Here is a 22,957-nt window from a genome sequence, read left to right on the forward strand (position 1 = left end):
TCTTGCCTCTTCATCTCCACATTAAAAATCACCTGAAAAAAGTAAAATATTTAGTGTCTCTTTTACTATTATTAACACTCGTAGACTAAGTCGTAGACTAACGGTCGAATTTCAACCACGATCAGTCTGTTAAAAAAGTTGTTCCTAACGTGAGTTTTCTTACAAGCCACGTTCAAATACAAATAATAAAAAAGGAGCGGTTAGTGAATGTAAGAAAAACTCGCTCGTCAACAGCATTTTGGTATTGGTTAAGTCGATTTTGGACCGACCCCGATGCTACGTCTGAGCTGGCTAACTACTATCGTGCCCGGCAAATTGACTCTCTATCTCGACAACTTCCCCTTGCCAGCAGTGCAACTGTTCTCATCGTTATTTTGTGTTCCGTTTTTGCTAATGACCTTATTAATAGTGATTTCATGATTGCATGGTCGTTGTCATTACTTATTATCGCAGCCGGTGATGTTATTGCTTGGTACTTATTGGTTAAACGAAAAATTGAGAATACCGGCTCTAAGCGGGTTCAATTTATCTTGGCACTCATGTTGGGATTGGCGGCTGTTTTATATGCGCAAATGACGACCGTATTACTTGGAGTATTGGATACCCAAGGTAAGATTATCTTAGTTGCTATTATTGCAGCATTTATTGCAACTGGCGCTTGGCAGTTTGCGTCCTTACCCGCAGCCGCGTTATTTTGGGTTTTGTTCTTAACCTTGGGGGTATCAGTAGGTATCCACATAAGTTACTTTGGCGAGTATTTATTTATATCTGCATTGCTGTTGATCTATTGGATATATCTAAGCTGTGTGGTGCTGGTTACATCGAAACGTTTTGTTCGCGGATTAATGGCAGAAACCGCGATAGAACATCAACGCCAGGTTGTAGGGTTGTTGTTGAAAGATTTTGAAGAAAACGCTAGTGATTGGCTATGGGAAATTGATAGTCACGGATGTTTGAAGCATGTCTCGTTACGTATGCAACATGTTTTAGGGAAACCTGTACAACAACTCTCTGGCAGCCATTTTTTAAACTTACTTTCAGACAGCACATCTGCGGCGAACCAGCACGTAGTGAGAGAATTAGCGACCAATTTTCAACAGAATGAGCCCTTCACACAAGATAACATTCCTATTGAAGTCAATGGCGATACTAAATGGTGGTCGCTGACTGCCCAACCTCTTATTAATAGTACGGGTAACTTATCTGGCTGGCGCGGCGTAAGCACTGATGTGACAGATGCGCTACTTCGCGAAAAAGAGATGACGTTTTTAGCTAATATCGACTCTTTAACTGGGTTGGCTAACCGCCACTTATTCTCCAAAACATTACAAGAATGCTTTGTCGTTGAAGCTGAACTGAACGCCCCTGAAATAATCAAGGATATAACCTTAGTTACGTTAGATCTTGATAATTTTAAAGTGATTAACGATACGTTAGGCCACTTAGCTGGTGATGCGTTATTAAAAGAAATTTCATGTCGTTTTCAAGAAATCACACCAAAGAATGTCTTGCTCTCAAGACTGGGGGGTGATGAATTTGCTTGGGTTTTCAAAAATAGCCTTACGCCTCTGGAAGCAACACGTTTCGGGCAGAAAATCCACGACTTATTAGCTGAACCATGGCTACATCAAGAGCACTCGTTTGATTTAGGCGCCAGCATTGGGGTAGCAAACGCGCCAATGGATGGTGTGTCCCCAGTGTCTCTTCAACGTGCCAGCGACATGGCACTATATGCAGCCAAGGCGAGCGGTAAAAACAAACTTTGCTTCTACGATCCTAAACTCGATGAGTATGCCATGTTGAGATTGGCGCTGCTAAGTGATTTTCGTCAGAGCTTTGCAGACCACGACTTTGTTGTGCTCTACCAGCCTCAAATTCGGTTTAGCGATAATACGCTAATCGGTTTTGAAGCATTGGTTCGTTGGCACCACCCCGAACGAGGCGTCGTGTCGCCTACCGATTTTATTCACCTTATTGAAGAAAATGGCATGATAGTCCAGTTAGGGGAATGGGTCTTAAGACAGGCCTGTAGTGATGCCATGAACTGGCCTGCACCGCTTCAAGTTGCTGTGAATGTTTCTCCCGTTCAAATTGAGCGAACCAATTTACTCACTACGGTGATCAAGGCGCTTAAAGCAACCGGTCTGCCCGCTTCTCGATTAGAACTTGAGTTAACTGAATCATCATTAATGTGTGATGGCGACAGCACAATCATGCTTTTAAATAGCTTAAGAGAGCAAGGCGTTCGTATCGCATTGGATGATTTCGGTACAGGGTACTCTTCACTGTCTTACCTTCAACGTTTCCCTTTTGACAAGCTTAAGGTAGACCGAAGTTTCGTTATTGCCGCGTCAGAACACACTCAAAACGTAAACAGTGCAAATGCGGAATCTATCTTGTCAGCAATACTACAATTGGCTAATGCATTACACTTGCAAACCACTGCAGAAGGTGTAGAGACCCGAGAAGTTTCCACTTTGTTACAACAGCTAGGTTTTACGAATGCCCAGGGCTTTTTCTATGGTCGCCCGATGACCGCCGAACACGCTCAAAATTTCATCAGTAAATGGCCCGACATTCAAAATAAAGAGAACTAAACCTGCTTTAAAGTAGTCTTTCTTTGTAGCCATGTGGCCACTTTCGGTTTACCGTTAGTATCTAACAAAAAACTATAAAAGAGGCATTTATGAAATTTACTCGCACATTATCTACGCTGTCAGCCGCCACATTACTATTAGCCCTTGTTGGCTGCTCTAATGAAGATGACGCCACTGTAGATGTTAAAGAAGAGCCCCTTATGACTGAAAAAGCAGATGAAAAGCCTCAGCAAGCCTTAGTGGCTAAAACTGCGGAACAAAAACGTCTTAGCGCGTCAGGTGAAGCTAGTGAAGTCACCCTAACAGGCACTATTGTGTACAAAGAAATGGAAGGCGGTTTTTACGCCTTTATTGCTGAAAATGGGGACCGCTACACGCTTCAAAAACTGGATAAGAAATTTCATAGAAATGGCTTAATCGTTAAGATAACCGGCATGCCTATGCCGGACCTTATGACTATCACCCAATACGGCACCGTGTTACAGGTTGAAAGTGTAGAAATTCTCGACGCCAGCAGAGTGATAGGAAACGCACCCACTCACTAAGCATGCTTTGACTAAGCAGTGGTTGATTGGAAAAAGGAACCGGTGATCGATTACGGCTAGCTACGCCGTACAAACGTCACTGATAAGACTAGGAGTAACAAATGATTAATGCATATGCAGCAAAAGAGCCAGGTGGAAAACTGGAAAAGTTTGAATATGATCCTGGCGAATTAGCCTCTCACGATGTTGAGATAGACGTGGAGAGCTGCGGCATTTGTCATAGTGATTTAAGCATGTTGGATAATGAATGGGGTATTAGTGAATACCCATTTGTACCAGGCCATGAAGTGGTAGGGACAATAAATGCGGTAGGCGAACACGTTACGTCATTGAAAGTAGGTCAGCGAGTTGGCTTAGGCTGGCACGCCGGCTATTGTAATAGCTGTGGCACCTGTGAGTCTGGCGATCAAAATTTATGTTCTAATGCCACAATGACAATTGGCGGTCGCCACGGTGGATTTGCCGATAAAGTACGTGCGCAAGCTACTGCGGTAGTTCCTCTTCCTGACGGTGTAGATCCTAAAACAGCAGGGCCACTTTTTTGTGGTGGTATCACCGTATTTAACCCATTAGTACAATTTGATATTAAACCCACCTCAGTGGTTGGCGTGGTAGGTATTGGCGGCCTAGGTCACTTAGCATTGCAGTTCTTAAATGCATGGGGATGTAAGGTTGTTGCTTTCACTTCAAGTGAATCGAAGAAAAAAGAAGCGTTAGAGCTAGGCGCTCACGAAACCTTAAATAGCCGTGATAAAGACGAACTTAAAGCGGCTGCTGGCAAGTTTGACCTTATTATTTCTACGGTGAATGTGAAGCTTGATTGGAACTTGTACTTATCGACTCTAGCGCCTAAAGGCCGTTTACACTTTGTTGGTGCAACATTAGAGCCTTTAGATATAGGGGCGTTTAATCTTATTGGAGGTCAACGTTCAGTATCAGGTTCGCCAGTAGGTAGCCCTGCAACCATTAAAACCATGCTGGAATTTGCAGCGCTGCATAATATTGCGCCGGTGACAGAAACCTTTAAATTCGACGAGGTTAATGAAGCAGTACAACGACTTCGTGATGGCAAGGCTCATTATCGTGTTGTGCTAACTAAATAGGCTTTAGGTTAGTGCTAAGTAAAGCTTCCAATATTATGAAGCCTCGCTAACATAAGCACACCCGCCAAGTAAAATTTGTATGTTATAGGCCTCGGTGTTAGAATTCGCCGCCCTCAAAATTTGAGGCGGCGATTGTTGTATACAATTTGTAGCTACAACGCCCTATAACAGTAGGTTCTGGTCGCAAGAACTTACATTCTTAATTTTTTATTGGAGACATATAATGTCTAAAGCAATTTTTACTCTGGACGCTACTGTACGTACAGACCTAGGGAAAGGTGCGAGCCGCCGCCTACGTCGTGAAGACAAGCTTCCTGGTATCATCTACGGTGGTGAAGAAGCACCAGTGTCGATTACTCTTGAGCACAACAAAGTAAACAACGCCGCTGATTTTGAAGCGTTCTACTCTCACGTTCTTACTTTGAACGTAGACGGAAAAGCTGTTGAAGTACTTGTTAAAGACATGCAACGTCACGCTTTTAAGCCTCGTATTCTTCACGTTGACTTCCAGCGCGTAATCGCAGGTCAAGAGTTACACACTAACGTACCTCTTCACTTCATCAACGAAGACAAGTCTGCAGCTATCAAAGCTGGCGGTATCGCTGAGCACCACGTAAACGAAATCGAAATTACGTGTCTGCCTAAAGATCTTCCAGAATTCATCGAAGTAGATATTGCTAACGTTGAAATGGACTCTACTCTTCACTTGTCTGACCTTACACTACCTGCTGGTATCACCTCTGTTGAGCTTGGAAAAGACGACGAGACTCACGACCTTGCAGTAGTCACTGTTAAGCCTGCTCCTAAAGCAGCTGATGCAGAAGAAGGCGACGAAGAAGCAGCTTCTGAGGAATAATCAGCTTGGCTGATATCCGACTTATCGTGGGCCTGGGAAATCCAGGCCCCGAATATGATAATACCCGACACAATGCCGGTGAATGGTTTCTCAACCAACTTGCCGACACCTTCAATACCCCGCTAAAACCAGAATCCAAATTTTTCGGTAAAACCGCCCGCGTGACTATTGCTGGGCAAGATGTGCGCTTACTCTACCCTACAACTTTTATGAATAAGAGTGGTCAGGCTGTAGCGGCATTAGCCAATTTCTACCGTATTGAACCCGAACAAATTTTAGTGGCCTTTGATGAACTCGACTTACCTCCCGGTGTAGCAAAATACAAAATCGGCGGTAGCTCTAGTCAAAATGGTGTTAGAGACATTGTGGCAAAATTGGGTAACAATAAAGACTTCTTACGCTTGCGTATTGGTATTGGACATCCGGGTCACAAAAGCCGTGTTACCGGACATGTATTAGGTAAGCCCCCCGCTGAAGAAAAAATGGCCATAGAAAGTGTCATTGACGAAGCTGTGCGCTGTACTGAAATACTCCTTAAAAACGACCTAAAGCAAGCGCAAAATCGGCTACACTCCTTTAAGGCGTGAGCCTGAGCTAGTACTAATTCCAGACAAGGATCCCTACCATGGGTTTTAAATGCGGTATTGTTGGACTACCAAACGTAGGTAAATCAACACTCTTTAATGCACTGACAAAAGCAGGTATTGAAGCGGCAAACTTCCCTTTTTGTACCATAGAGCCCAATACAGGCGTTGTACCTGTACCGGATCTTCGCTTGGACAAACTGGCTGAAATTGTAAACCCTCAACGTGTTATTCCAACCACGATGGAATTCGTTGATATTGCAGGTTTGGTTGAAGGGGCTTCAAAAGGTGAAGGCTTAGGAAATAAATTCTTAGCTAACATTCGTGAAACCGATGCCATTGGCCACGTGGTTCGTTGTTTTGACAACGAAAATATTGTTCACGTTGCAGGCAAAGTTAACCCACAAGACGATATTGATATTATCAATACCGAACTTGCACTTTCAGACTTAGAAACCACAGAAAAAGCCCTACATCGTGTTGCTAAACGCGCTAAAGGTGGCGACTCTGATGCTAAGTATGAACTTAAAGTATTGGAAAAAATTAAGCCTCATTTAGATGAAGGTTTATTACTTCGTTCTTTAGAACTAACTAAAGAAGAGCACGCGGCAATCAGCTACATGAACATGCTTACCCTCAAGCCAACCATGTACATTGCTAATGTTGACGAAGACGGTTTCGAAAATAACCCATACTTAGACAAAGTACGCGCTATCGCCGAAAGCGAGAACGCCGTTGTAGTTGCAGTATGTGCCGCTATCGAGTCTGACATTGCCGAGCTTGAAGACGATGAGCGTGAAGAATTCATGCAAGACATGGGGCTTGAAGAACCAGGTCTTAACCGTGTTATTCGTGCAGGCTATAACTTGTTGACTCTTCAAACCTACTTTACAGCAGGGGTAAAAGAAGTACGCGCTTGGACCTTCCCAGAAGGCTCAACTGCACCACAAGCAGCAGGTAAGATTCACACCGACTTCGAGAAAGGCTTTATTCGTGCCGAAATCGTTAGCTACGATCACTTTGTTGAATTCAACGGTGAACAAGGTGCTAAAGACGCCGGTAAGTGGCGTTTAGAAGGTAAAGAATACATTGTTAAAGATGGCGATGTAATTCACTTTAGATTTAACGTGTAATAAGAATGTAGCCTAGGCTAGCCTTTCTTTTAACGTTACAAAAACCACCCTTAGAGGTGGTTTTTTATTGCCTGTAGAATTAGTTGTTGATTTAACAGGCAATGACTCGGTACTTTAAACACATCAAATGGCACTTATAACAGTGCTTATAATAAGATTCACATTAGGGCTTACAAATAAAATGATAAAAAACCTCATATGTTCACTTTCAGCACTGTCTGTCTCGCTCTGTGTGGCATTTTCTGGTGTAGGTATTGTTTCCGCAAATGACCATGGGAAAAGCGTTGAGGATACTCTGATAAAAGAAAAGCTCCTGCTGGATACCAACATAGCCAACAAATGGTACAAGGTGCCTACTAAACATATCGTTACCCTTGAGACACACTACGGTGATGTCGTCATAGCGCTGAACCCAGCTTTAGCGCCCCATCATGTAAAACGCTTTCGTAAATTGATTATGCGTGATTTTTATCAACAGCAGTACTTCTACCGCGTGGTAGACGGTTTCGTAGCCCAAGGAGGAAGTAATGAAAGCCATACCCCCTCGCAAGGAACCGATAAGTTGAAGGCTGAGTTTGTTACCCCACTTTCATCCTCTGCGGTTGTTATAGAAGAAAATGACATGTTTGCCCCCGCTACAGGTTTTCTAAATGGGTTTCCTGTAGGAATAGACAGCGCTCGAAATGAGATGTGGGCGCTTCACTGCCCTGGCACGGTCGCTTTTGCCCGAAATAGTGAAAAGGACACTGCCAGCACGGAGTTTTATATTGTGATTGGCCAAGCCCCCAGACATTTAGACCGAAATATGTCTGTTATTGGACGAGTACTTGAGGGGATGGAAGTATTGCAGCAATTGCCTAGGGGCCCAATAGAGAATAGTGGCGTTATTGAAGTGCCTTCAGATAAGAGCCAAATTAAAAATAGTTACGCAGGTAACAAAGATACGTCGGGTAAACTGTATTATATTCAGCTTCCCTCACACCCTGAATACCAAAAACGTATGAAAACTGGACAAACACTCAATAATTCTTTCTTTCATGACAAAATTTATAGTCCTAGACCTATCGATGTTTGCTATTACCAGACTAAAACTTCATCAACGCCATGGAATTAAGTTTAGGTTTATTGGCGATATTTGATTAAATTCACTGCACTTTGACTAGATTTTAGACCTGAACGCACAGATATTAGCCACTTAGAAAAAGTTAGTAAAAAAGGGGTTGACGGTCGCCAGTCATATCCGCATAATACGCGCCACTTCCTGAGAGGGAAAAGAAAAAGCCGGAGGCTATGTAGCTCAGTTGGTTAGAGCACATCACTCATAATGATGGGGTCGCAAGTTCGAATCTCGCCATAGCCACCAATTTTTCTTTTTATCTAACTTCTCTTGAGGTTCTGACTGTGCGGGAGTGGTGGAATTGGTAGACACGCTGGATTTAGGTTCCAGTGCTTCACGGCGTGAGAGTTCAAGTCTCTCCTTCCGCACCACAGTTGGGGTATAGCCAAGTTGGTAAGGCAGCGGGTTTTGATCCCGCCATTCGTAGGTTCGAGTCCTGCTACCCCAGCCATTTTTTCCTAGTAATTGCGCTTTTGCTGCGTGGTTATCACTTGGGGTATAGCCAAGTTGGTAAGGCAGCGGGTTTTGATCCCGCCATTCGTAGGTTCGAGTCCTGCTACCCCAGCCATACATAAGAAACCGGTCCTTCGACCGGTTTTTTGTTTTTAGACCTAAATAAAGTTGTAATCTAACTACTTATTCCCTCTTCACTCTTTTTTCCCACATGCTACTATATTTGCTTACTGTGTCTTTTGAGCGCTCTCCTGCAAGATACTTTCTTCTACGATGCTTTAGTTAAGGTGTATTCATTTAAAGTACTCTCGATTTAGATATTAGCCTTTTAAGGTACTTGCCTTTAAGCGAGTAACAGCCTCTTTAGGATTTCTACGAGTCTCACAACAAAAACAAAGGAAAACGCGTGATATACGACTTTGTCTCGGCGGTGAATAACGTCTTATGGGGTAACGGCCAAGTATTAATTATAATGCTATTGGTGTGTGGTATTTGGTTTACCGTTAAATTAGGTGGTGTTCAATTACGTCATTTTGGTCACATGTTTTCCTTATTGAAAGGAAGCAATAAATCCTCAAAAGAAGGTATTAGTTCTTTTCAGGCATTGTGTACTAGTTTATCAGCCCGAGTAGGTACCGGTAACCTAGCAGGGGTAGCTGTAGCTATCTCGCTTGGTGGCTCGGGGGCTATTTTCTGGATGTGGATGATTGCCATATTAGGCATGGCCACAGGCTTCGCAGAGAGCGTGTTAGGGCAACTTTACAAAGTACGTGATGAAAACGGTGAGTTTCGTGGCGGCCCTGCGTATTACATTAAACAAGGTTTGAATAAAACCTGGTTAGCGGTAGCCTTCTCTTTATGTCTTTTCTTCGGTTACGGCTTTGTCTTTAGTGCGGTGCAAGCAAACACCATCACGGATGCATTAAACAACGCGTATCAATTTCCCAGCGAATACACAGGCATAGCGATTATTGCCCTAGCCTCTTTAATCGTAATAGGTGGCTTACGCGGTATTGCTAGATTTGCTGAGTTTGTTGTGCCTTTTATGGGTATTGGTTATGTATTAGTGGCATTGGGAATTACCTTTATCAACATCTCAGAACTACCTGCGATGCTGATGGATATCGTAAAATCTGCATTTGGATTGCAAGAAGCGGGAGCTGGCGCGCTAGGGGCAGCGATTAAAAACGGTATACAACGAGGGTTATACTCAAACGAAGCCGGAAGTGGCTCTGTGCCTCATGCAGCGGCCAGCGCGGTACCTAACCCTAACCACCCAGTGTCACAAGGCTACATTCAAATGCTGGGCGTGTTTTTAGATACTATGGTGCTTTGTACCTCTACCGCCTTTATTATTCTGCTTGCCGGCGGGTCTAACTCCGATCAAATGGAAGGCATTAGATTAACCCAAGATGCAATGAGCAGCCACTTAGGCGAAGGGGGAACTGACTTTGTTGCCGCCGCTATTAGCTTATTCGCCTTCACTTCGGTTGTGGCTAACTATGCCTACGGCGAAAGTAACTTACATATGTTCAAACTCGATAACCGCGCGGGTCGAGCCGCCTACACAATAGGTTACCTGGGTATGATTTACTGGGGCGCTCAAGCTGCTATGCCGCAAGTATGGGCCATGGCCGATATGGCATTAGGGTTAATGACTGTTATTAATATCACCGCGATTGTGTGGATGACGCCTACCATTGTCTCTATCAGCAAAGATTACTTTGCTAAGCGCGATAGGGGTGAAAAGGTAGAATATAAAGCTGGAGACTGTGAAATTCAGGGTAAATCTGAAGACGGTATTTGGTAAGCGAAACATTAAGCAGTAATAAAAGGCAGTGGCCGCTAACTAAACACAGTCGCCACTGCTTTTTTATGCCATAAACTCTCTCTATTTCGGCCTGAAAAGCGCAAACATATTGCGACTATCTACGGTGAAGTAATCCCCTGCTCCGCCACCACGCATGACAGGTTCAGCTTTCAACGTTTTATATACACCCGCTTCAATCATACCTTTTTGAATGTGAACGCCTACTACCTCGCCCATGACAAACCAGCTTTCACATAAGCCGCCTTCTGCATTTTTTAGCTGTACGATATCGGTAAGCTTACATTCCATACTGACCGGGCTGGACTTAACCCGTGGTACATCAACAATGTGAGATTCAGCGGTGCTTAAACCAGCGAATGCGAACTCATCTTCATCAGATGCTAACGGTGCACTTGTTTGGTTCATTGCCTCAACTAATGATTTACTGACAAGATTCCAACAAAACTCACCGGTTTCTTTGATATTTTTCAGTGAATCTTTATCACCCACGCTAGAAAAACCGATAATAGGTGGCGTGTAATTAAGTGCATTAAAGAAACTGTAAGGCGCTAAATTGGGCTTACCGTCTTTACTTTTAGTCGAAATCCAGCCAATGGGTCTAGGCGCAATAATGGCATTAAACGGATCGTGTGCGAGGTTATGACCTAACTTGGGTTCGTAGAAGTGAATGTCAGACAAGAATGTTCCTTAGCGGCGAGTATCGTTACTTTACCATTATGAGTATAGCGCCTAAGACGTTCAATTAGCAGTAGTGGATACTCATTTAGATGAAGCATTTATCTGATGAACTGTGGCACCGAAACAGACATACGAATGCCATTAATAGAAAATAAAAACGGCGTAAAGCCATGCTTATACGCCGTTTTATAAATGTAAATTAATATAGCGAACTATTTTTTCTTCGCTTTTTTAAGCTCTTTTTTAAGCTTTTTAAGTTTACCTTCTTGCTTAGAAATTTTAGCTTTTGTTACTTTGATTTCTTGTTTGACTTTTTTAGCTTTAGCCATTGGAAATATCCTTTTATTACTATTGTTATTGAGTGAGGAATGCTAGGCATTATACGCCCACTCGATGTAATCACTGCTTTAAGAGCATATGCATTTTTGATAAAGCAAAAGCGCTAATCTGAAGACTTGGCTTTTTGCTCTTCAGTGAATTCTTTAATAAACCGCCTGATCTCTCTAGCCGCTGTAGTATCTAACTCTTCGCAGAGATGAATAAAGTCAGCACGCTCCTGATCATTTATGCGAATAATCAGCTGACTATTCTTTTTTTTCTTTTTCTTATCCAATGTAAGTCCTCATCAAGAACTTCATTATGAGTTCATGCGGAATATGGCTATACACCATATATCAATTGTATATACACTTTCAAGGTTTATTGCTTTTATATGACAGTTTTGTTTAACCAAAATAGCAAATAACAAGAAAATTAGACGTAAAAAAACGGCCTTTGATTATCAAAGGCCGTTTTTGTATATTCATGTTTTACTTGAACTTTCGTAAAACCATTGCTATTTCACTACGGGTAGAAGAGTTAGCTCTCTCTACCTTCTTCGTACCTTACTTCGGTTCCCAGGCAAACGATTTGAATGCATCGTCTACTGGGGTTTCAGCTAGGTGGTTTGTGTAGTTACTCATCACTTTTTGCGCCAATATTAGAATAATCTCTAATAGTTGCTTATGCGCATAACCCGCATCGTAAAATGCTTTAAGCTGTGCATCTTCAATGTGGCCACGACCACGCGTTACTGCTAGTACGGTATCTTTCAAAGTGTTTAGCTTGGCATCAGAAAGGGTTTCGTCGTTACGTAACTCTTCAATTAGCTCATCACTTACTTTCATACTTTTAGCAATACCGGTATGTGCTGGTACGCAGTAATGACACGCATGCTCTACGTTAACCGCTTGCCATACTACCGTAAGCTCTTCTGCATTGAATGACGTATCTTGTGCTAAGCCGTGAAGTACTTGATAACCTTCAAGCAACGTTGGCGCTTCCGCCATTACTGCATGCAAGTTAGGGATCATACCGAAAGCTTTTTGAGAATTATCAAGAAGTGGTTTAGCTGCTTCTGGTGCACTATCTGCTGTGTGTAATGTAAAATCGCTCATGTCACTCTCCTATTGATGTGAACTGAAAACCAGTAACTAAAATGATAAATACTGATTACGTTTTGATGTAATACAATATAGGTTTACTTGAACACTTGTTCAAGTCATAATTGAACAAGTGTTCAAAACATTCAAATATAAGGTATACCAGAATGAAATATGAAGAGTCTGAAGTGATTGAGAAGGCAACGGCGCTTTTTTGGCAAAAAGGCTTTCAGGCCGCTGGTATGCGCGACATTCAACAAGCGCTAGATATGCGACCCGGCAGTATTTACGCTCGCTTTAAAAGTAAAGAAGGCTTGTTCCAGTTAGTAGTGGAAAAGTATGTTACGAACAGCCAAGAAAAACTCAGCATTGTTATTGAGGCTGTCAGCCCCCTTGACGCTTTACGCGAATTTTTCGTCAGCGAGCTTATTAATCCTGAAGAAATGCGCTTCCAGCGCCAATGCTTATTAATTAAGTCTATTACCGAATTAGAGATGCTGGGTGAAAACGGGAAACAATCTGTGCTTGATGGCATGAGTACCTTAAAAGCGTGCTTCAAATCGATTGTAGAAAAGGCCGTTCAAACTAACTCTCTACCTTCGAGCACACCGATTGATAAAGCCGCAGATTGGTTACAAAACCAATTTATAGGCCTTCGCACTTTTGCGTTAATGCAAAGCGACGATCACGCCATCGAAACCATGATAGATAAAGTACTCATCGATCTTAAAACTTCTTGGCCTGAGTGAAAGATGTATATGGTGAACCCGCTTTACCCCTTCACAATGTGAACGCCTTGGTAGACCTTCCATGGATGGATTTACCACGAGTTTTTAAGTGTTAGCTGTTCACTCATGCATCTATAGAGCATTGGGAGAGTATGCATTAGAAACCTTCCACAGCATGGATGCTGTGGCAGAGCGCCCATGGATGGGTTTACCGCGAGTTTCTAATGCACACTCTCCCAACGCCCTTTCAACCTTTCGAGCTTTCAACTTCCCATCCAAACAGCTAGCTAAGCAGCATCCGCAGAAGTTGTGCAACAAGTAGAATGCCCATTAGCGGCCATATCCACTTAGACCACTTGGCGGTGTCTTCATCACTAATGCGCATTTTCGAGCGCTCGATAAGTGGTATTACTATAAAAAGTGCGCCGAACAGTACGGCAAGTATGATTAAAACTTCCATTCTCGCATCCCTATCGCATATTTAAGTACTTCCCGTTTAGCTGGCTCAAAGTGTTGTGCCACAGAAAGTAATTGGTTTCTTAACCATTTAATGGGGCCGATATCGTTACTAAACAAGCCATAGAAACCGTCCATGGCAGACATCATCAAGCCATTATCACGCTGGCGTGGCTTTTCGTAGCTTGTTATTAAGCGGCTTTTAAACGCTAGCGACGTTAAGTCGATACCTTCGCCGGTCACCGCTAATAAGGTTTCAACATCTCTAAACCCTAAGTTAACTCCCTGCCCTGCCAATGGGTTAATGGTGTGGGCGGCATCGCCCACCAAAATAACGCTATCGGTAACATAGCGGCTAGCATGTGCACGGGTTAACGGGAATGTAGCTTTGTCTATTACTGTAAAGTCGTTACCGTTTTTTATTAGCTCACTGGGAAAGGCTTCTATAATGGCTTGTTTTAATTGTGCGGCATTAAGGGTTGATAACCGCTTAAGTTCATCGGGCGAGTCGTACCATACTAACGAGGCGTAATTGTCGAACATTGGCAATAAGGCTTTAGGGCCTTCAGGGGTAAATTCTTGCCATGTAATGGCGTTAACCGGGTTTGCCATTTCAATAGTAATACCCATAGCTTGTTGGCGGTATTGCCAACCCGATACACCAATATTTGCAGATTGCCTAACTTGCGAGGCCGCACCATCGGCACCTATCAACCACTTAGCGTGAATAGTTTCGCCGTTATCAAGACTAAGGATAGCGGCGTGGGCCAATGACGCTGCAGAATTAGCCGAGCTATTAACTGAGCTATCAACTGAGTTACTAACTGAGCTATTGCCAAGCGCGATATCAGTCACCTTACAGCCAGTAAACCATGTTACGTTGTCAAACGCCTTTAATGCTTGATGACACCCTAATTGCAATAAACGGTTTTCAACAAAAAAGCCTAGCTGAGGTACATCGATACTTTGCGCTGTAAAGTCTGTTCGATGCGCGGGATCGTCCCACACACTCAGGCCCGTATAGGGCTTAACACGCATTGTTTCAATGTATTCCCACGCGCCTAACGAGGTTAATAACGATACAGACGCGTCACTAATGGCAGATACTCTTAAGTCTGGCTTACTGGCCTCGTCAAAAGCTTTGGGCAAGTGGGGCTCAATTATAGCTACCCGGTATTGCTGCTTCGCTAAGCCCAATGCAAGCGCAGCCCCAACCATGCCACCACCATTTATACAAAAATCATACATACTATAAATCTCTTCTACTTACCCAATAGCTTACTCGCTTTGCACTAATAAATAATACGAATGTGAGCCCAAATACGTTCGCCATTTTAATTTACTAATATCTTCTGCTTCATGCTTTATATCAACCACACCGCCCTTGCAAGATGGCAGTGCATTAAATTCCGTCGAATGTGGGTGAATACACTGGGCATTCGACGTTATAACAGGTAAAATACGCGGCTATTTTGAACATCTTCCCAAAACTGCAGTGGCAGGCTTTGCCAGAATTTACACCTAACCTAGTTAGCGTGTGGCATTTTCAACCGCCAGTCAATTGCTTACGGGAACTCTATCAGGTTATCGACTAGTTGTTATGACTAAAAAGCTGTATATCAAAACCTGGGGCTGCCAAATGAACGAGTACGACTCGGAGAAAATGGCAGACTTACTCGACTCTACTCATGGCTACACTGCAGCAGAAACTGCGGAAGAAGCCGATGTTATCTTGCTTAATACGTGCTCTATTCGTGAAAAAGCACAAGAAAAGGTGTTCCACCAACTTGGTCGTTGGAAGAACCTTAAACAAGATAACCCCGAGCTTATCATTGGCGTAGGCGGTTGCGTAGCTTCTCAAGAAGGTAGCGTTATTCGACAGCGCGCGCCTTATGTTGATTTAGTTTTCGGCCCGCAAACCTTACATCGTTTGCCCGAAATGATTAACCAACTTAAAGGCGGCGAAAAGTCGGTTATCGACGTAAGCTTCCCTGAAATTGAGAAATTTGACCGTTTACCTGAGCCTCGAGCTGAAGGCCCTACGGCGTTCGTTTCTATTATGGAAGGCTGTTCTAAGTACTGCACATTCTGCGTAGTACCTTATACCCGTGGTGAAGAAGTAAGCCGTCCGGTAGATGACGTATTACTTGAAATTGCCCAGCTAGCCGGTCAAGGCGTACGCGAAGTTAACTTGTTAGGCCAGAACGTAAACGCGTTTCGCGGTGAGAACCACGATGGAACCGTATGTCGCTTTGCCGAGTTATTAGAACTTGTTGCAGCTATCGATGGTATAGACAGGATTCGTTATACCACGTCGCATCCGGTTGAGTTTACCGATGATATTATCGACGTGTACGCCACTATTCCTGAGCTTGTTGATCACCTCCATTTGCCTGTGCAAAGTGGTTCAGACCGAATTCTTAACTTAATGAAGCGTGGTCATACCGCCATTGAGTATAAGTCTAAAATTCGTAAGCTTCGTAAAGTTCGCCCAAATATTAGTATGTCGAGCGACTTTATCATTGGTTTCCCAGGTGAAACCGATGCTGACTTTGAAGCCACAATGGACCTTATTCAGGCCATTGATTACGACCTAAGCTTTAGCTTCATTTACAGTGCTCGCCCTGGTACACCCGCGGCAGATGCAGTAGATGATGTAACCGAAGACGCCAAGAAGCAGCGTTTATACCTTTTACAGCAACGTATCAACCAACAAGCGTTGCGTATTGCGCGTAACATGGTAGGTACTGAACAACGTATTTTGGTAGAAGGCCCGTCAAAGAAAAATCCTATGGAGCTTTCGGGCCGTACTGAAAATAACCGCGTAGTAAACTTCGAAGGTACGCCGGATATGATTGGCGAATTCGTAGACGTGAAAGTGACTGACGTATTCTCTAATTCATTGCGTGGTGACGTTATTCGCCGTGAAGATGAAATGGGCTTGCGTGTGGCAGTTTCGCCCCAATCTATTATGGCTAAGCATGAGGCTGACTTACCTGACGCAATAGGCGTAGGCCAATTCAACCCAGCATAAATAGTAAAAGTGAGGAATACAGTAGTTTGAGTACATTGGTAAGTAATGAATTTGATTTAGAGCCGGCAGACACAAAGCGTTTGTCTAACTTATGTGGGCCGTTTAACGACAACATCAAGCAAATAGAGCGCAGGTTGGGAGTAGAAATTACTTACCGGAATAATGCGTTCAAGGTGCTAGGTGAGCCACGCCAAATTCAGAGCGCCACTGAGTTACTTAAGCAGCTGTATGTAGAAACTCAACCAGTAAAAGGCCGCATACCTGAACTTGAACCTGAACAAGTGCACTTGGCTATTCAACAGGCTGCAGCTCTAGAGCAAGATACAGAATCTGGCTCAGGTGATTTTGGCAAAGAAGTGCACATACGTACGAAACGAGGTGTTATTAAGCCCCGTAATCCAAATCAAGCACAGTATGTAGCAAATATTCTAAACTACGACATCACTTTTGGTGTCGGCCCTGCTGGTACGGGTAAAACGTACCTAGCAGTCGCCGCGGCAGTTGATGCGTTAGAACGTCAAGAAATACGTAGAATATTACTTACTCGCCCCGCTGTAGAAGCAGGCGAGAAGTTAGGCTTTTTGCCAGGTGACCTTTCACAGAAAGTAGACCCTTACCTGCGCCCGCTTTACGATGCTTTATTTGAGATGCTTGGTTTCGAAAAAGTAGAAAAATTAATGGAACGTAACGTAATAGAAGTTGCACCATTAGCCTATATGCGTGGCCGTACGTTAAACGATGCCTTTATTATTTTGGATGAGAGTCAAAATACCACGGTTGAACAAATGAAAATGTTCTTAACCCGTATCGGCTTTAATTCTAAAGCGGTGATCACCGGTGATATCACCCAAGTTGATTTACCACGTGGTGCCCGCTCTGGTTTGCGCCACGCTATTGAAGTATTGAGTAACGTTGACGATATTTCGTTTAACTTCTTCAACGCTGAAGATGTGGTCAGACACCCTGTAGTAGCCCGAATCGTGCGTGCTTATGAAAATTATGACGCCGAACAAGAGCGTGTTCGCAAAGAGAAGAAAGAGGAAGCTTTGCGTCTTCAACGTGAACAAGCTGATGCTAACGCCTCATCTAATAGCTCATCTGCACAACAAAATAGCGATAGCCAGTGATAGCTATTGTAGATTACCAGCAAGCTTATGAAGCTGACGCGGAAATGGCTAAGGCCATTCCCTCTGTTGAGCAAATCGAAACATGGGCCAATGCAGTCCTTGTGGCGGAAAATACTGGTGAGCAAGAAATTACCGTACGCTTCACTGATGATGAAGAGTCACAAACGCTAAACCATGAATACAGAGGTAAAAATAAGCCTACTAATGTGCTGTCTTTTCCCTTTGAAGTTCCACCTGGCATAGAAATGAACCTGCTTGGTGATTTGGTTATTTGTGTGCCTGTGATCATGCGTGAAGCGGTAGAGCAAGACAAAGCCCCCACCAACCACTATGCCCATATGGTCGTTCACGGAATATTACATCTTCTGGGCTACGATCATATAAACGATGCTGATGCTGAGATTATGGAAGCAAAAGAAATTCGTATATTGGCATCTTTAAATATTGGTAATCCTTATCAATAAAACCCAATAGCGCCAACAAGTTACACTTGGGCAGTTGCGTAATTTACGTGCAAATAAACAATAAAGCATTGACGCCCCTCCCCAAGACATTTAACGTTGACGTTGTATCAATAAATTAGCGGACATTATGAGCGACGATAATCCTCACTCTACCAACGGCTCCCAAGGAAAAAGTTGGTTAGACAAACTTAAACTTTCTATCTCTGGCGAGCCGAGAAGCAAACAAGAACTGGTTGAAGTTATTACTGAAGCCGAGCAGAACGAAATCATTGATCCCCAAACCCGGGAGATGATTGAAGGCGTTATAGGTGTCAACGAAATGCGAGTTAGGGATATTATGATCCCCCGCGCGCAGATGACCACCATAGACGTTGAAAAAAATGTCGATGAATTCTTACCTGTGGTGTTGGAATCAGCCCACTCCCGCTTCCCCGTTATTAGTGAAGATAAAGATCATATTGAAGGCATATTGCTTGCTAAAGACTTACTAAGCTATGCGTTTAATCCAGAAAAAAGTCTTAATTTACGCGATATCTTACGTCCTGCCGTTATTGTGCCGGAAAGTAAGCGTGTAGATGTACTGCTGAAAGAGTTTCGCCAACAACGCTATCACATGGCCATTGTTGTGGATGAATACGGCGGTGTGTCAGGGCTTGTTACCATTGAAGATATACTAGAGATTATTGTTGGTGAAATTGAAGACGAATACGATACCGAAGAAGACGGTACCGATGATATTCGCCCACTGAACAAATCGACCTATTCAGTTAAAGCGTTAACGCCCGTTGACGAATTTAACGCCTTCTTTGAAACCAAATTCAGCGAAGAAGAAGCTGATACCATTGGCGGTATTGTGCTTAAAGCGTTCGGGCACATGCCTGAAACGAACGATGAAGTTACCATTGGTGATATTCACTTTAAGGTAACCAACTCTGATAAACGCCGTCTTATACACCTTAAAGTGTCGGTGGCCTCTCTGGAGTAACTCCGTTGAAACGGTTCATTCCTTATTTACTGCTTTTACTAAGCGGCGCTAGCTTAACGCTGGCGTTTGCGCCCTTTGGTATCTGGCCACTTGTTATTCCCGCTTTTGCGTTAGGAATTAGGCAAGTTATTAAACTTCCACATCGCCCTTTTTTAGCTGGCTGGGTATTTGGGCTAGGCTGGTTTGGTGCGGGCATCAGTTGGGTACACGTGAGCATTGCTGATTTCGGTGGCTTACCGCTGGTTGCATCCATAGGCCTTATGGTTTTGCTGTGTAGTTACCTTGCGTTGTTCCCGGCCCTTGCCTTTAAGCTTACCGCTCGCTATTTCCCTCATCGGCTTTGGCCATTAGCTTTGCCTTTTTTCTGGGTATTCGCAGAATGGTTGCGCAGTTGGTTACTAAGCGGTTTTCCCTGGCTGTCGTTAGGCTATAGCCAAATTGATAGCCCCCTAGTGGGTTGGGCACCCATATTAGGTGAAACCGGCATAACGGCCTTGCTGGTTATCGGTGCGAGCTTGTTTGCCGTGTCGCGTACTAAACGGCATTTCACCGGCGCTGTTGTGGTTAGCTTAGCTTTGTATATTAGCGGGTTCACTGCCAATCAGCATTCATGGGTTGCGCCTAAACGGCAGTATAACGTCGCGATGGCGCAGGGTAATATTGCGCAGTCGTTGCGATGGGTACCTGAACAAGACGCCCCTACCATGAACCGTTATTTAAGCCTTACGGAACCGCTGTGGGATAACGACCTTGTAATTTGGCCTGAGGCCGCTGTACCAAAACTAGAGCCACTTGCATTAGATTATTTAACTCAAGTTAATGCCCGCGCCTTTGCTGAAAACACAGCCCTTATCACAGGGATTGTTAATTATAATTGGGAAACCGATGAAGCATGGAATAATTTGATTGTACTGGGTAAAAGAACACCCGATGCTACAACACCAGATTATCAGTATTTCCACAACAATCGCTTTGCTAAACACCACTTGCTACCCATTGGTGAGTTCGTCCCTTTTGAAGATTGGTTGCGCCCCTTAGCGCCCTTGTTTGATTTACCCATGTCTTCCTTTGCAAGAGGTGATTTTCAGCAAGCTAATCTTGTTGCCAACGGTATCCATTTGGCGCCGGCAATATGCTTTGAAATTGCCTTCCCAAGGCAAGTGGCGGCGAATATTTATAACGCCACCGACATGATTATTACGGTCAGTAACGATGCCTGGTTTGGCCATTCTCATGGCCCAGCTCAGCATTTAGAAATTGCTCGAATGCGTGCCGTCGAATTTGGCCGCCCAGTAGTGCGTGCGACCAATAATGGCGTAACTGCCTTTATTGATCACAAAGGCAATATAACTGCACGGTTACCTCAATTTGAAGCGGCCAGTTTAACTGCTCCTGTGTTGGCGACCTCTGGTTTCACGCCCTATTACCTGATTCAAGATATAGGCGTATGGGTGCTGGTATTAGTATTTTTCGTCATTGCCCTTTGGTTAAGGAAACGTTCTAAGGCTTGGTAGCCAAGCCACGCTTTAATAAACAGGTTTGATTAATTCGACAAGTTAAACTTAGTTGACGAACTAAAATTTAACCATAAAAAACGGCGCATGATGCGCCGTTTTTGTACGTGTAACTATCAAATTTTTATAGTCATAATTTACGATAGCGTTAAGCTAATTGATACAGCCTTGAGCCAGCTTAAACAGCCCCTAACTAATTCGCGGCCTGAATAGCAGTTAATGCAATAGTAAACACAATATCATCCACCAATGCCCCACGGCTTAAGTCATTGACTGGCTTGCGCATGCCTTGCAACATTGGCCCAATACACACCAAATCAAAACTACGCTGTACCGCTTTGTAAGTGGTGTTCCCGGTGTTTAAGTCTGGGAATACAAATACATTAGCTTTACCCGCAACAGGGCTATTTGGTGCTTTACTGCGCCCTACGCTTTCTATAGCAGCTGCATCGTATTGAAGCGGTCCATCAATTAATAAGTCAGGGCGAAGCTTTTGTGCAATCTCGGTAGCTTCACGCACTTTTTCAACATCACTACCAGCACCTGATGTGCCGGTAGAATAACTGATCATGGCCACTCTTGGTTCAATGCCAAACATCTGTGCCGACGTGGCAGACTGAATAGCAATATCCGCCAGCTGCTGGGCGTTAGGGTCTGGATTAATAGCACAGTCACCATAAACCAAGACTTGGTCTGGCAATAACATGAAAAATACCGACGAAACTAACGATGCATTTTCTGCTGTTTTAATTAACTGCAATGCGGGGCGAATGGTATTTGCTGTAGTGTGAACGGCGCCAGATACCAAGCCATCAACATCACCTTGCTGCAACATCATAGTACCTAGGGTAACGTTGTCTTGTAGCAACTCACGAGCAACCACATCGGTAACCCCCTTGTGACCGCGAAGCTTCACTAACCCTGCCACATAATCTTCTTGTATGGCAGCAGGTGAAACAATTTCAACACCATCGCCCAGCACCACGCCTTGTTGCTGTGCCACACGTTGAATTTCGTTTTCATCACCTATAAGCACAGGGCGCGCTAGCCCACGTTTAGCACAAATGGCTGCCGCGGCTACAGTGCGCGGTTCATTACCTTCAGGTAATACCACACGCTTGTTAACTTGGCGCGCACGATTAGTCAGATAATAGCGAAATGCAGACGGAGAAAGTTTCTTTTGACGAGATACTTTTTCGGTAAGTGAAGATACCCATTTAGCATCTAAACTTTCTGCCGCGTGTACCATCACTTTTTCGATACGTTGACTATCATCCACCGGCACTTCCTGATTGAACGCGTGCAGGTTCTGTGCGGTTTGCCACGTATTAGTATTTACCAGCATGACAGGCAAGCCGGTTTCCAGAGCCTGGCTGCATAAATGCTTTATGTTTTCATCTGGCTGGTAGCCGCCAGTTAATAACAATGCGCCTAACTTAGTGCCATTTAATGCCGCTAAGCAACAAGAAACAAATACATCGCCTCTATCACCAGACATCACTTGCAGTGCACCTGGCTTTAAGGTGTGTGTCATATTGTGAATTTCACGGGCAGCAAAGGTAACACTACTTAATCGACGTGAAGCAATATTGCCTTCGTTAATTAACGTGGCATTTAAGTGCTTGGCAATGTCGATAGCACGAGGAGACATTAGCTCGGCATTCCAATCGATATTTCCTAGCAGGTTCAAGCCTTTTGCAAATATAGGCAGTTCACGCAGCGCTTTGCTTCGGGTTTCATCGTGTTCAGGCGCTTCCAGCACACTTAAATCAGTACGTAGCTGACCGTGTTCGTCGTACGGTGCGTTAACTTTATTAAAAATGCAGCCCACTACCTTTTTACTTTTGTGGCCGCCGTAAGCGTCTACCACAATTTCAAGGCGATGGTTAATATCCACAGGATCATCATTTCCTGGTACGCAGACAAACACGATGTCGGCATCTAACGCACGACTAATTTCAAGATTTAAACGCTCTGCGTAAGGGTGATGGCGAGTTGTCACCAAGCCTTCGATTACTGCCACGGCATCGGCTTCTTGATTCGCTTCAAAGCGCTCTATAATCTCTTCAAGTAATTCATCAGTATTGTCGCTACTGATCATTCGCTCTACTACGTTCAAATCGAATGGCGCTATAGGCTTAACACTACAGTGGTGACTAATAATAGCGGTTGAGCGCTCTTCACCGGTGTCGCCTCTTCGAGGCTGTGCTACAGGTTTAAAGAAATTCAGTTTAATGGCTTGTTCTTCTAATGCACGAACGAGCCCAATGCTGACAGTAGTTAACCCTACGCTTGTGCCAACAGGGATCAGCATAATACGGCGTGACATAG

At 43.9% G+C, this 22,957-nt stretch carries 20 protein-coding genes and 4 tRNA genes; 18 read left to right on the forward strand and 6 right to left on the reverse strand.

From position 1 onward, the window contains the following. Positions 1–203: 203 nt before the first annotated feature. From FLAVO9R_RS10745 to FLAVO9R_RS10800, 12 genes are all read left to right on the forward strand, one after another. Entirely contained in the window at positions 204–2,597 is a 2,394-nt protein-coding gene (locus FLAVO9R_RS10745) for a putative bifunctional diguanylate cyclase/phosphodiesterase (protein WP_159531173.1), read from the forward strand. An 89-nt stretch (positions 2,598–2,686) separates the two neighbouring features. Further along, complete coding sequence (locus FLAVO9R_RS10750; RefSeq protein WP_159531175.1) at positions 2,687–3,142, forward strand: ribose-phosphate pyrophosphokinase; 456 nt, start codon at positions 2,687–2,689, stop codon at positions 3,140–3,142. 101 nt (positions 3,143–3,243) lie between these two features. Next, positions 3,244–4,245 (forward strand): NADPH-dependent aldehyde reductase Ahr, encoded by a 1,002-nt coding sequence (gene ahr, locus FLAVO9R_RS10755; RefSeq protein WP_159531177.1) that lies wholly within the window; start codon positions 3,244–3,246, stop codon positions 4,243–4,245. Positions 4,246–4,468: 223 nt separating this feature from the next. After that, complete coding sequence (locus FLAVO9R_RS10760; protein WP_159531179.1) at positions 4,469–5,101, forward strand: 50S ribosomal protein L25/general stress protein Ctc; 633 nt, start codon at positions 4,469–4,471, stop codon at positions 5,099–5,101. Between the two features lie 5 nt (positions 5,102–5,106). Then, a complete protein-coding gene (gene pth / locus FLAVO9R_RS10765; RefSeq protein WP_126873900.1) occupies positions 5,107–5,688 on the forward strand; it encodes an aminoacyl-tRNA hydrolase in 582 nt (193 codons plus the stop codon). A gap of 38 nt (positions 5,689–5,726) precedes the next feature. Beyond that, a complete protein-coding gene (ychF, locus tag FLAVO9R_RS10770) occupies positions 5,727–6,818 on the forward strand; it encodes a redox-regulated ATPase YchF (protein ID WP_159531181.1) in 1,092 nt (363 codons plus the stop codon). Between the two features lie 181 nt (positions 6,819–6,999). Next, positions 7,000–7,932: a peptidylprolyl isomerase gene (locus tag FLAVO9R_RS10775; RefSeq protein WP_232370628.1), complete on the forward strand. Its 933-nt coding sequence runs from the start codon at positions 7,000–7,002 to the stop codon at positions 7,930–7,932. Positions 7,933–8,104: 172 nt separating this feature from the next. Continuing rightward, positions 8,105–8,181, forward strand: a tRNA-Met gene (locus tag FLAVO9R_RS10780). A gap of 40 nt (positions 8,182–8,221) precedes the next feature. Further along, positions 8,222–8,306, forward strand: a tRNA-Leu gene (locus FLAVO9R_RS10785). 4 nt (positions 8,307–8,310) lie between these two features. Further along, a tRNA-Gln gene (locus tag FLAVO9R_RS10790) sits at positions 8,311–8,386 on the forward strand. Between the two features lie 41 nt (positions 8,387–8,427). After that, positions 8,428–8,503: transfer RNA gene (locus tag FLAVO9R_RS10795), tRNA-Gln, on the forward strand. Positions 8,504–8,794: 291 nt separating this feature from the next. Continuing rightward, positions 8,795–10,198 (forward strand): alanine/glycine:cation symporter family protein, encoded by a 1,404-nt coding sequence (locus tag FLAVO9R_RS10800; RefSeq protein ID WP_159531183.1) that lies wholly within the window; start codon positions 8,795–8,797, stop codon positions 10,196–10,198. An 81-nt stretch (positions 10,199–10,279) separates the two neighbouring features. Here FLAVO9R_RS10800 and FLAVO9R_RS10805 read toward each other — a convergent pair whose 3' ends face one another. The 3 genes from FLAVO9R_RS10805 to FLAVO9R_RS10815 form a co-directional block, all read right to left on the reverse strand. Continuing rightward, positions 10,280–10,897, reverse strand: coding sequence for a flavin reductase family protein (locus tag FLAVO9R_RS10805; RefSeq protein WP_159531185.1), 618 nt, complete (start codon positions 10,895–10,897; stop codon positions 10,280–10,282). A gap of 442 nt (positions 10,898–11,339) precedes the next feature. Further along, positions 11,340–11,510 carry a hypothetical protein gene (locus FLAVO9R_RS10810; protein WP_013784701.1) on the reverse strand — a complete coding sequence of 57 codons (171 nt, stop codon included), beginning with the start codon at positions 11,508–11,510 and terminating at the stop codon, positions 11,340–11,342. 271 nt (positions 11,511–11,781) lie between these two features. Then, positions 11,782–12,333: a carboxymuconolactone decarboxylase family protein gene (locus tag FLAVO9R_RS10815; protein WP_159531188.1), complete on the reverse strand. Its 552-nt coding sequence runs from the start codon at positions 12,331–12,333 to the stop codon at positions 11,782–11,784. 152 nt (positions 12,334–12,485) lie between these two features. Here FLAVO9R_RS10815 and FLAVO9R_RS10820 point away from each other — a divergent pair, with 152 nt between their 5' ends. After that, a complete protein-coding gene (locus FLAVO9R_RS10820) occupies positions 12,486–13,067 on the forward strand; it encodes a TetR/AcrR family transcriptional regulator (RefSeq protein ID WP_159531190.1) in 582 nt (193 codons plus the stop codon). A 262-nt stretch (positions 13,068–13,329) separates the two neighbouring features. On the opposite strand, the gene FLAVO9R_RS10825 is transcribed toward FLAVO9R_RS10820, so the two are convergent. Both FLAVO9R_RS10825 and FLAVO9R_RS10830 read right to left on the reverse strand, forming a co-directional pair. Beyond that, positions 13,330–13,506, reverse strand: coding sequence for a hypothetical protein (locus tag FLAVO9R_RS10825; RefSeq protein WP_201299258.1), 177 nt, complete (start codon positions 13,504–13,506; stop codon positions 13,330–13,332). After that, complete coding sequence (locus FLAVO9R_RS10830; RefSeq protein WP_159531192.1) at positions 13,494–14,750, reverse strand: FAD-dependent monooxygenase; 1,257 nt, start codon at positions 14,748–14,750, stop codon at positions 13,494–13,496. Before FLAVO9R_RS10830 ends, FLAVO9R_RS10825 begins: the two co-directional genes overlap by 13 nt. A gap of 352 nt (positions 14,751–15,102) precedes the next feature. On the opposite strand from FLAVO9R_RS10830, the gene miaB reads away from it, so the two are divergent. The 5 genes from miaB to lnt all read left to right on the forward strand — a co-directional run bounded on the left by miaB (position 15,103) and on the right by lnt (position 20,626). Beyond that, on the forward strand, positions 15,103–16,536 hold the full coding sequence (gene miaB / locus FLAVO9R_RS10835; protein WP_159534559.1) for a tRNA (N6-isopentenyl adenosine(37)-C2)-methylthiotransferase MiaB: 1,434 nt from the start codon (positions 15,103–15,105) through the stop codon (positions 16,534–16,536). A gap of 26 nt (positions 16,537–16,562) precedes the next feature. Further along, the gene (locus FLAVO9R_RS10840) at positions 16,563–17,663 is read left to right on the forward strand and encodes a PhoH family protein (protein ID WP_159531194.1); all 1,101 of its coding nucleotides are present in this window, start codon (positions 16,563–16,565) and stop codon (positions 17,661–17,663) included. Continuing rightward, positions 17,660–18,127 carry an rRNA maturation RNase YbeY gene (ybeY, locus tag FLAVO9R_RS10845; RefSeq protein WP_159531196.1) on the forward strand — a complete coding sequence of 156 codons (468 nt, stop codon included), beginning with the start codon at positions 17,660–17,662 and terminating at the stop codon, positions 18,125–18,127. Before FLAVO9R_RS10840 ends, ybeY begins: the two co-directional genes overlap by 4 nt. Before the next feature lie 127 nt (positions 18,128–18,254). Further along, positions 18,255–19,112: an HlyC/CorC family transporter gene (locus FLAVO9R_RS10850; RefSeq protein ID WP_013784735.1), complete on the forward strand. Its 858-nt coding sequence runs from the start codon at positions 18,255–18,257 to the stop codon at positions 19,110–19,112. Positions 19,113–19,117: 5 nt separating this feature from the next. Further along, entirely contained in the window at positions 19,118–20,626 is a 1,509-nt protein-coding gene (gene lnt / locus FLAVO9R_RS10855) for an apolipoprotein N-acyltransferase (RefSeq protein WP_232370629.1), read from the forward strand. Positions 20,627–20,819: 193 nt separating this feature from the next. Here the strand turns inward: lnt and pta are convergent, their stop codons facing one another. Beyond that, positions 20,820–22,955, reverse strand: coding sequence for a phosphate acetyltransferase (gene pta / locus FLAVO9R_RS10860; protein ID WP_159531197.1), 2,136 nt, complete (start codon positions 22,953–22,955; stop codon positions 20,820–20,822). Between the last annotated feature and the right edge of the window lie 2 nt (positions 22,956–22,957).

The sequence above is a fragment of the Alteromonas sp. 38 genome (assembly GCF_902506055.1).
In the GTDB taxonomy this organism is placed as follows: domain Bacteria; phylum Pseudomonadota; class Gammaproteobacteria; order Enterobacterales; family Alteromonadaceae; genus Alteromonas; species Alteromonas lipotrueae.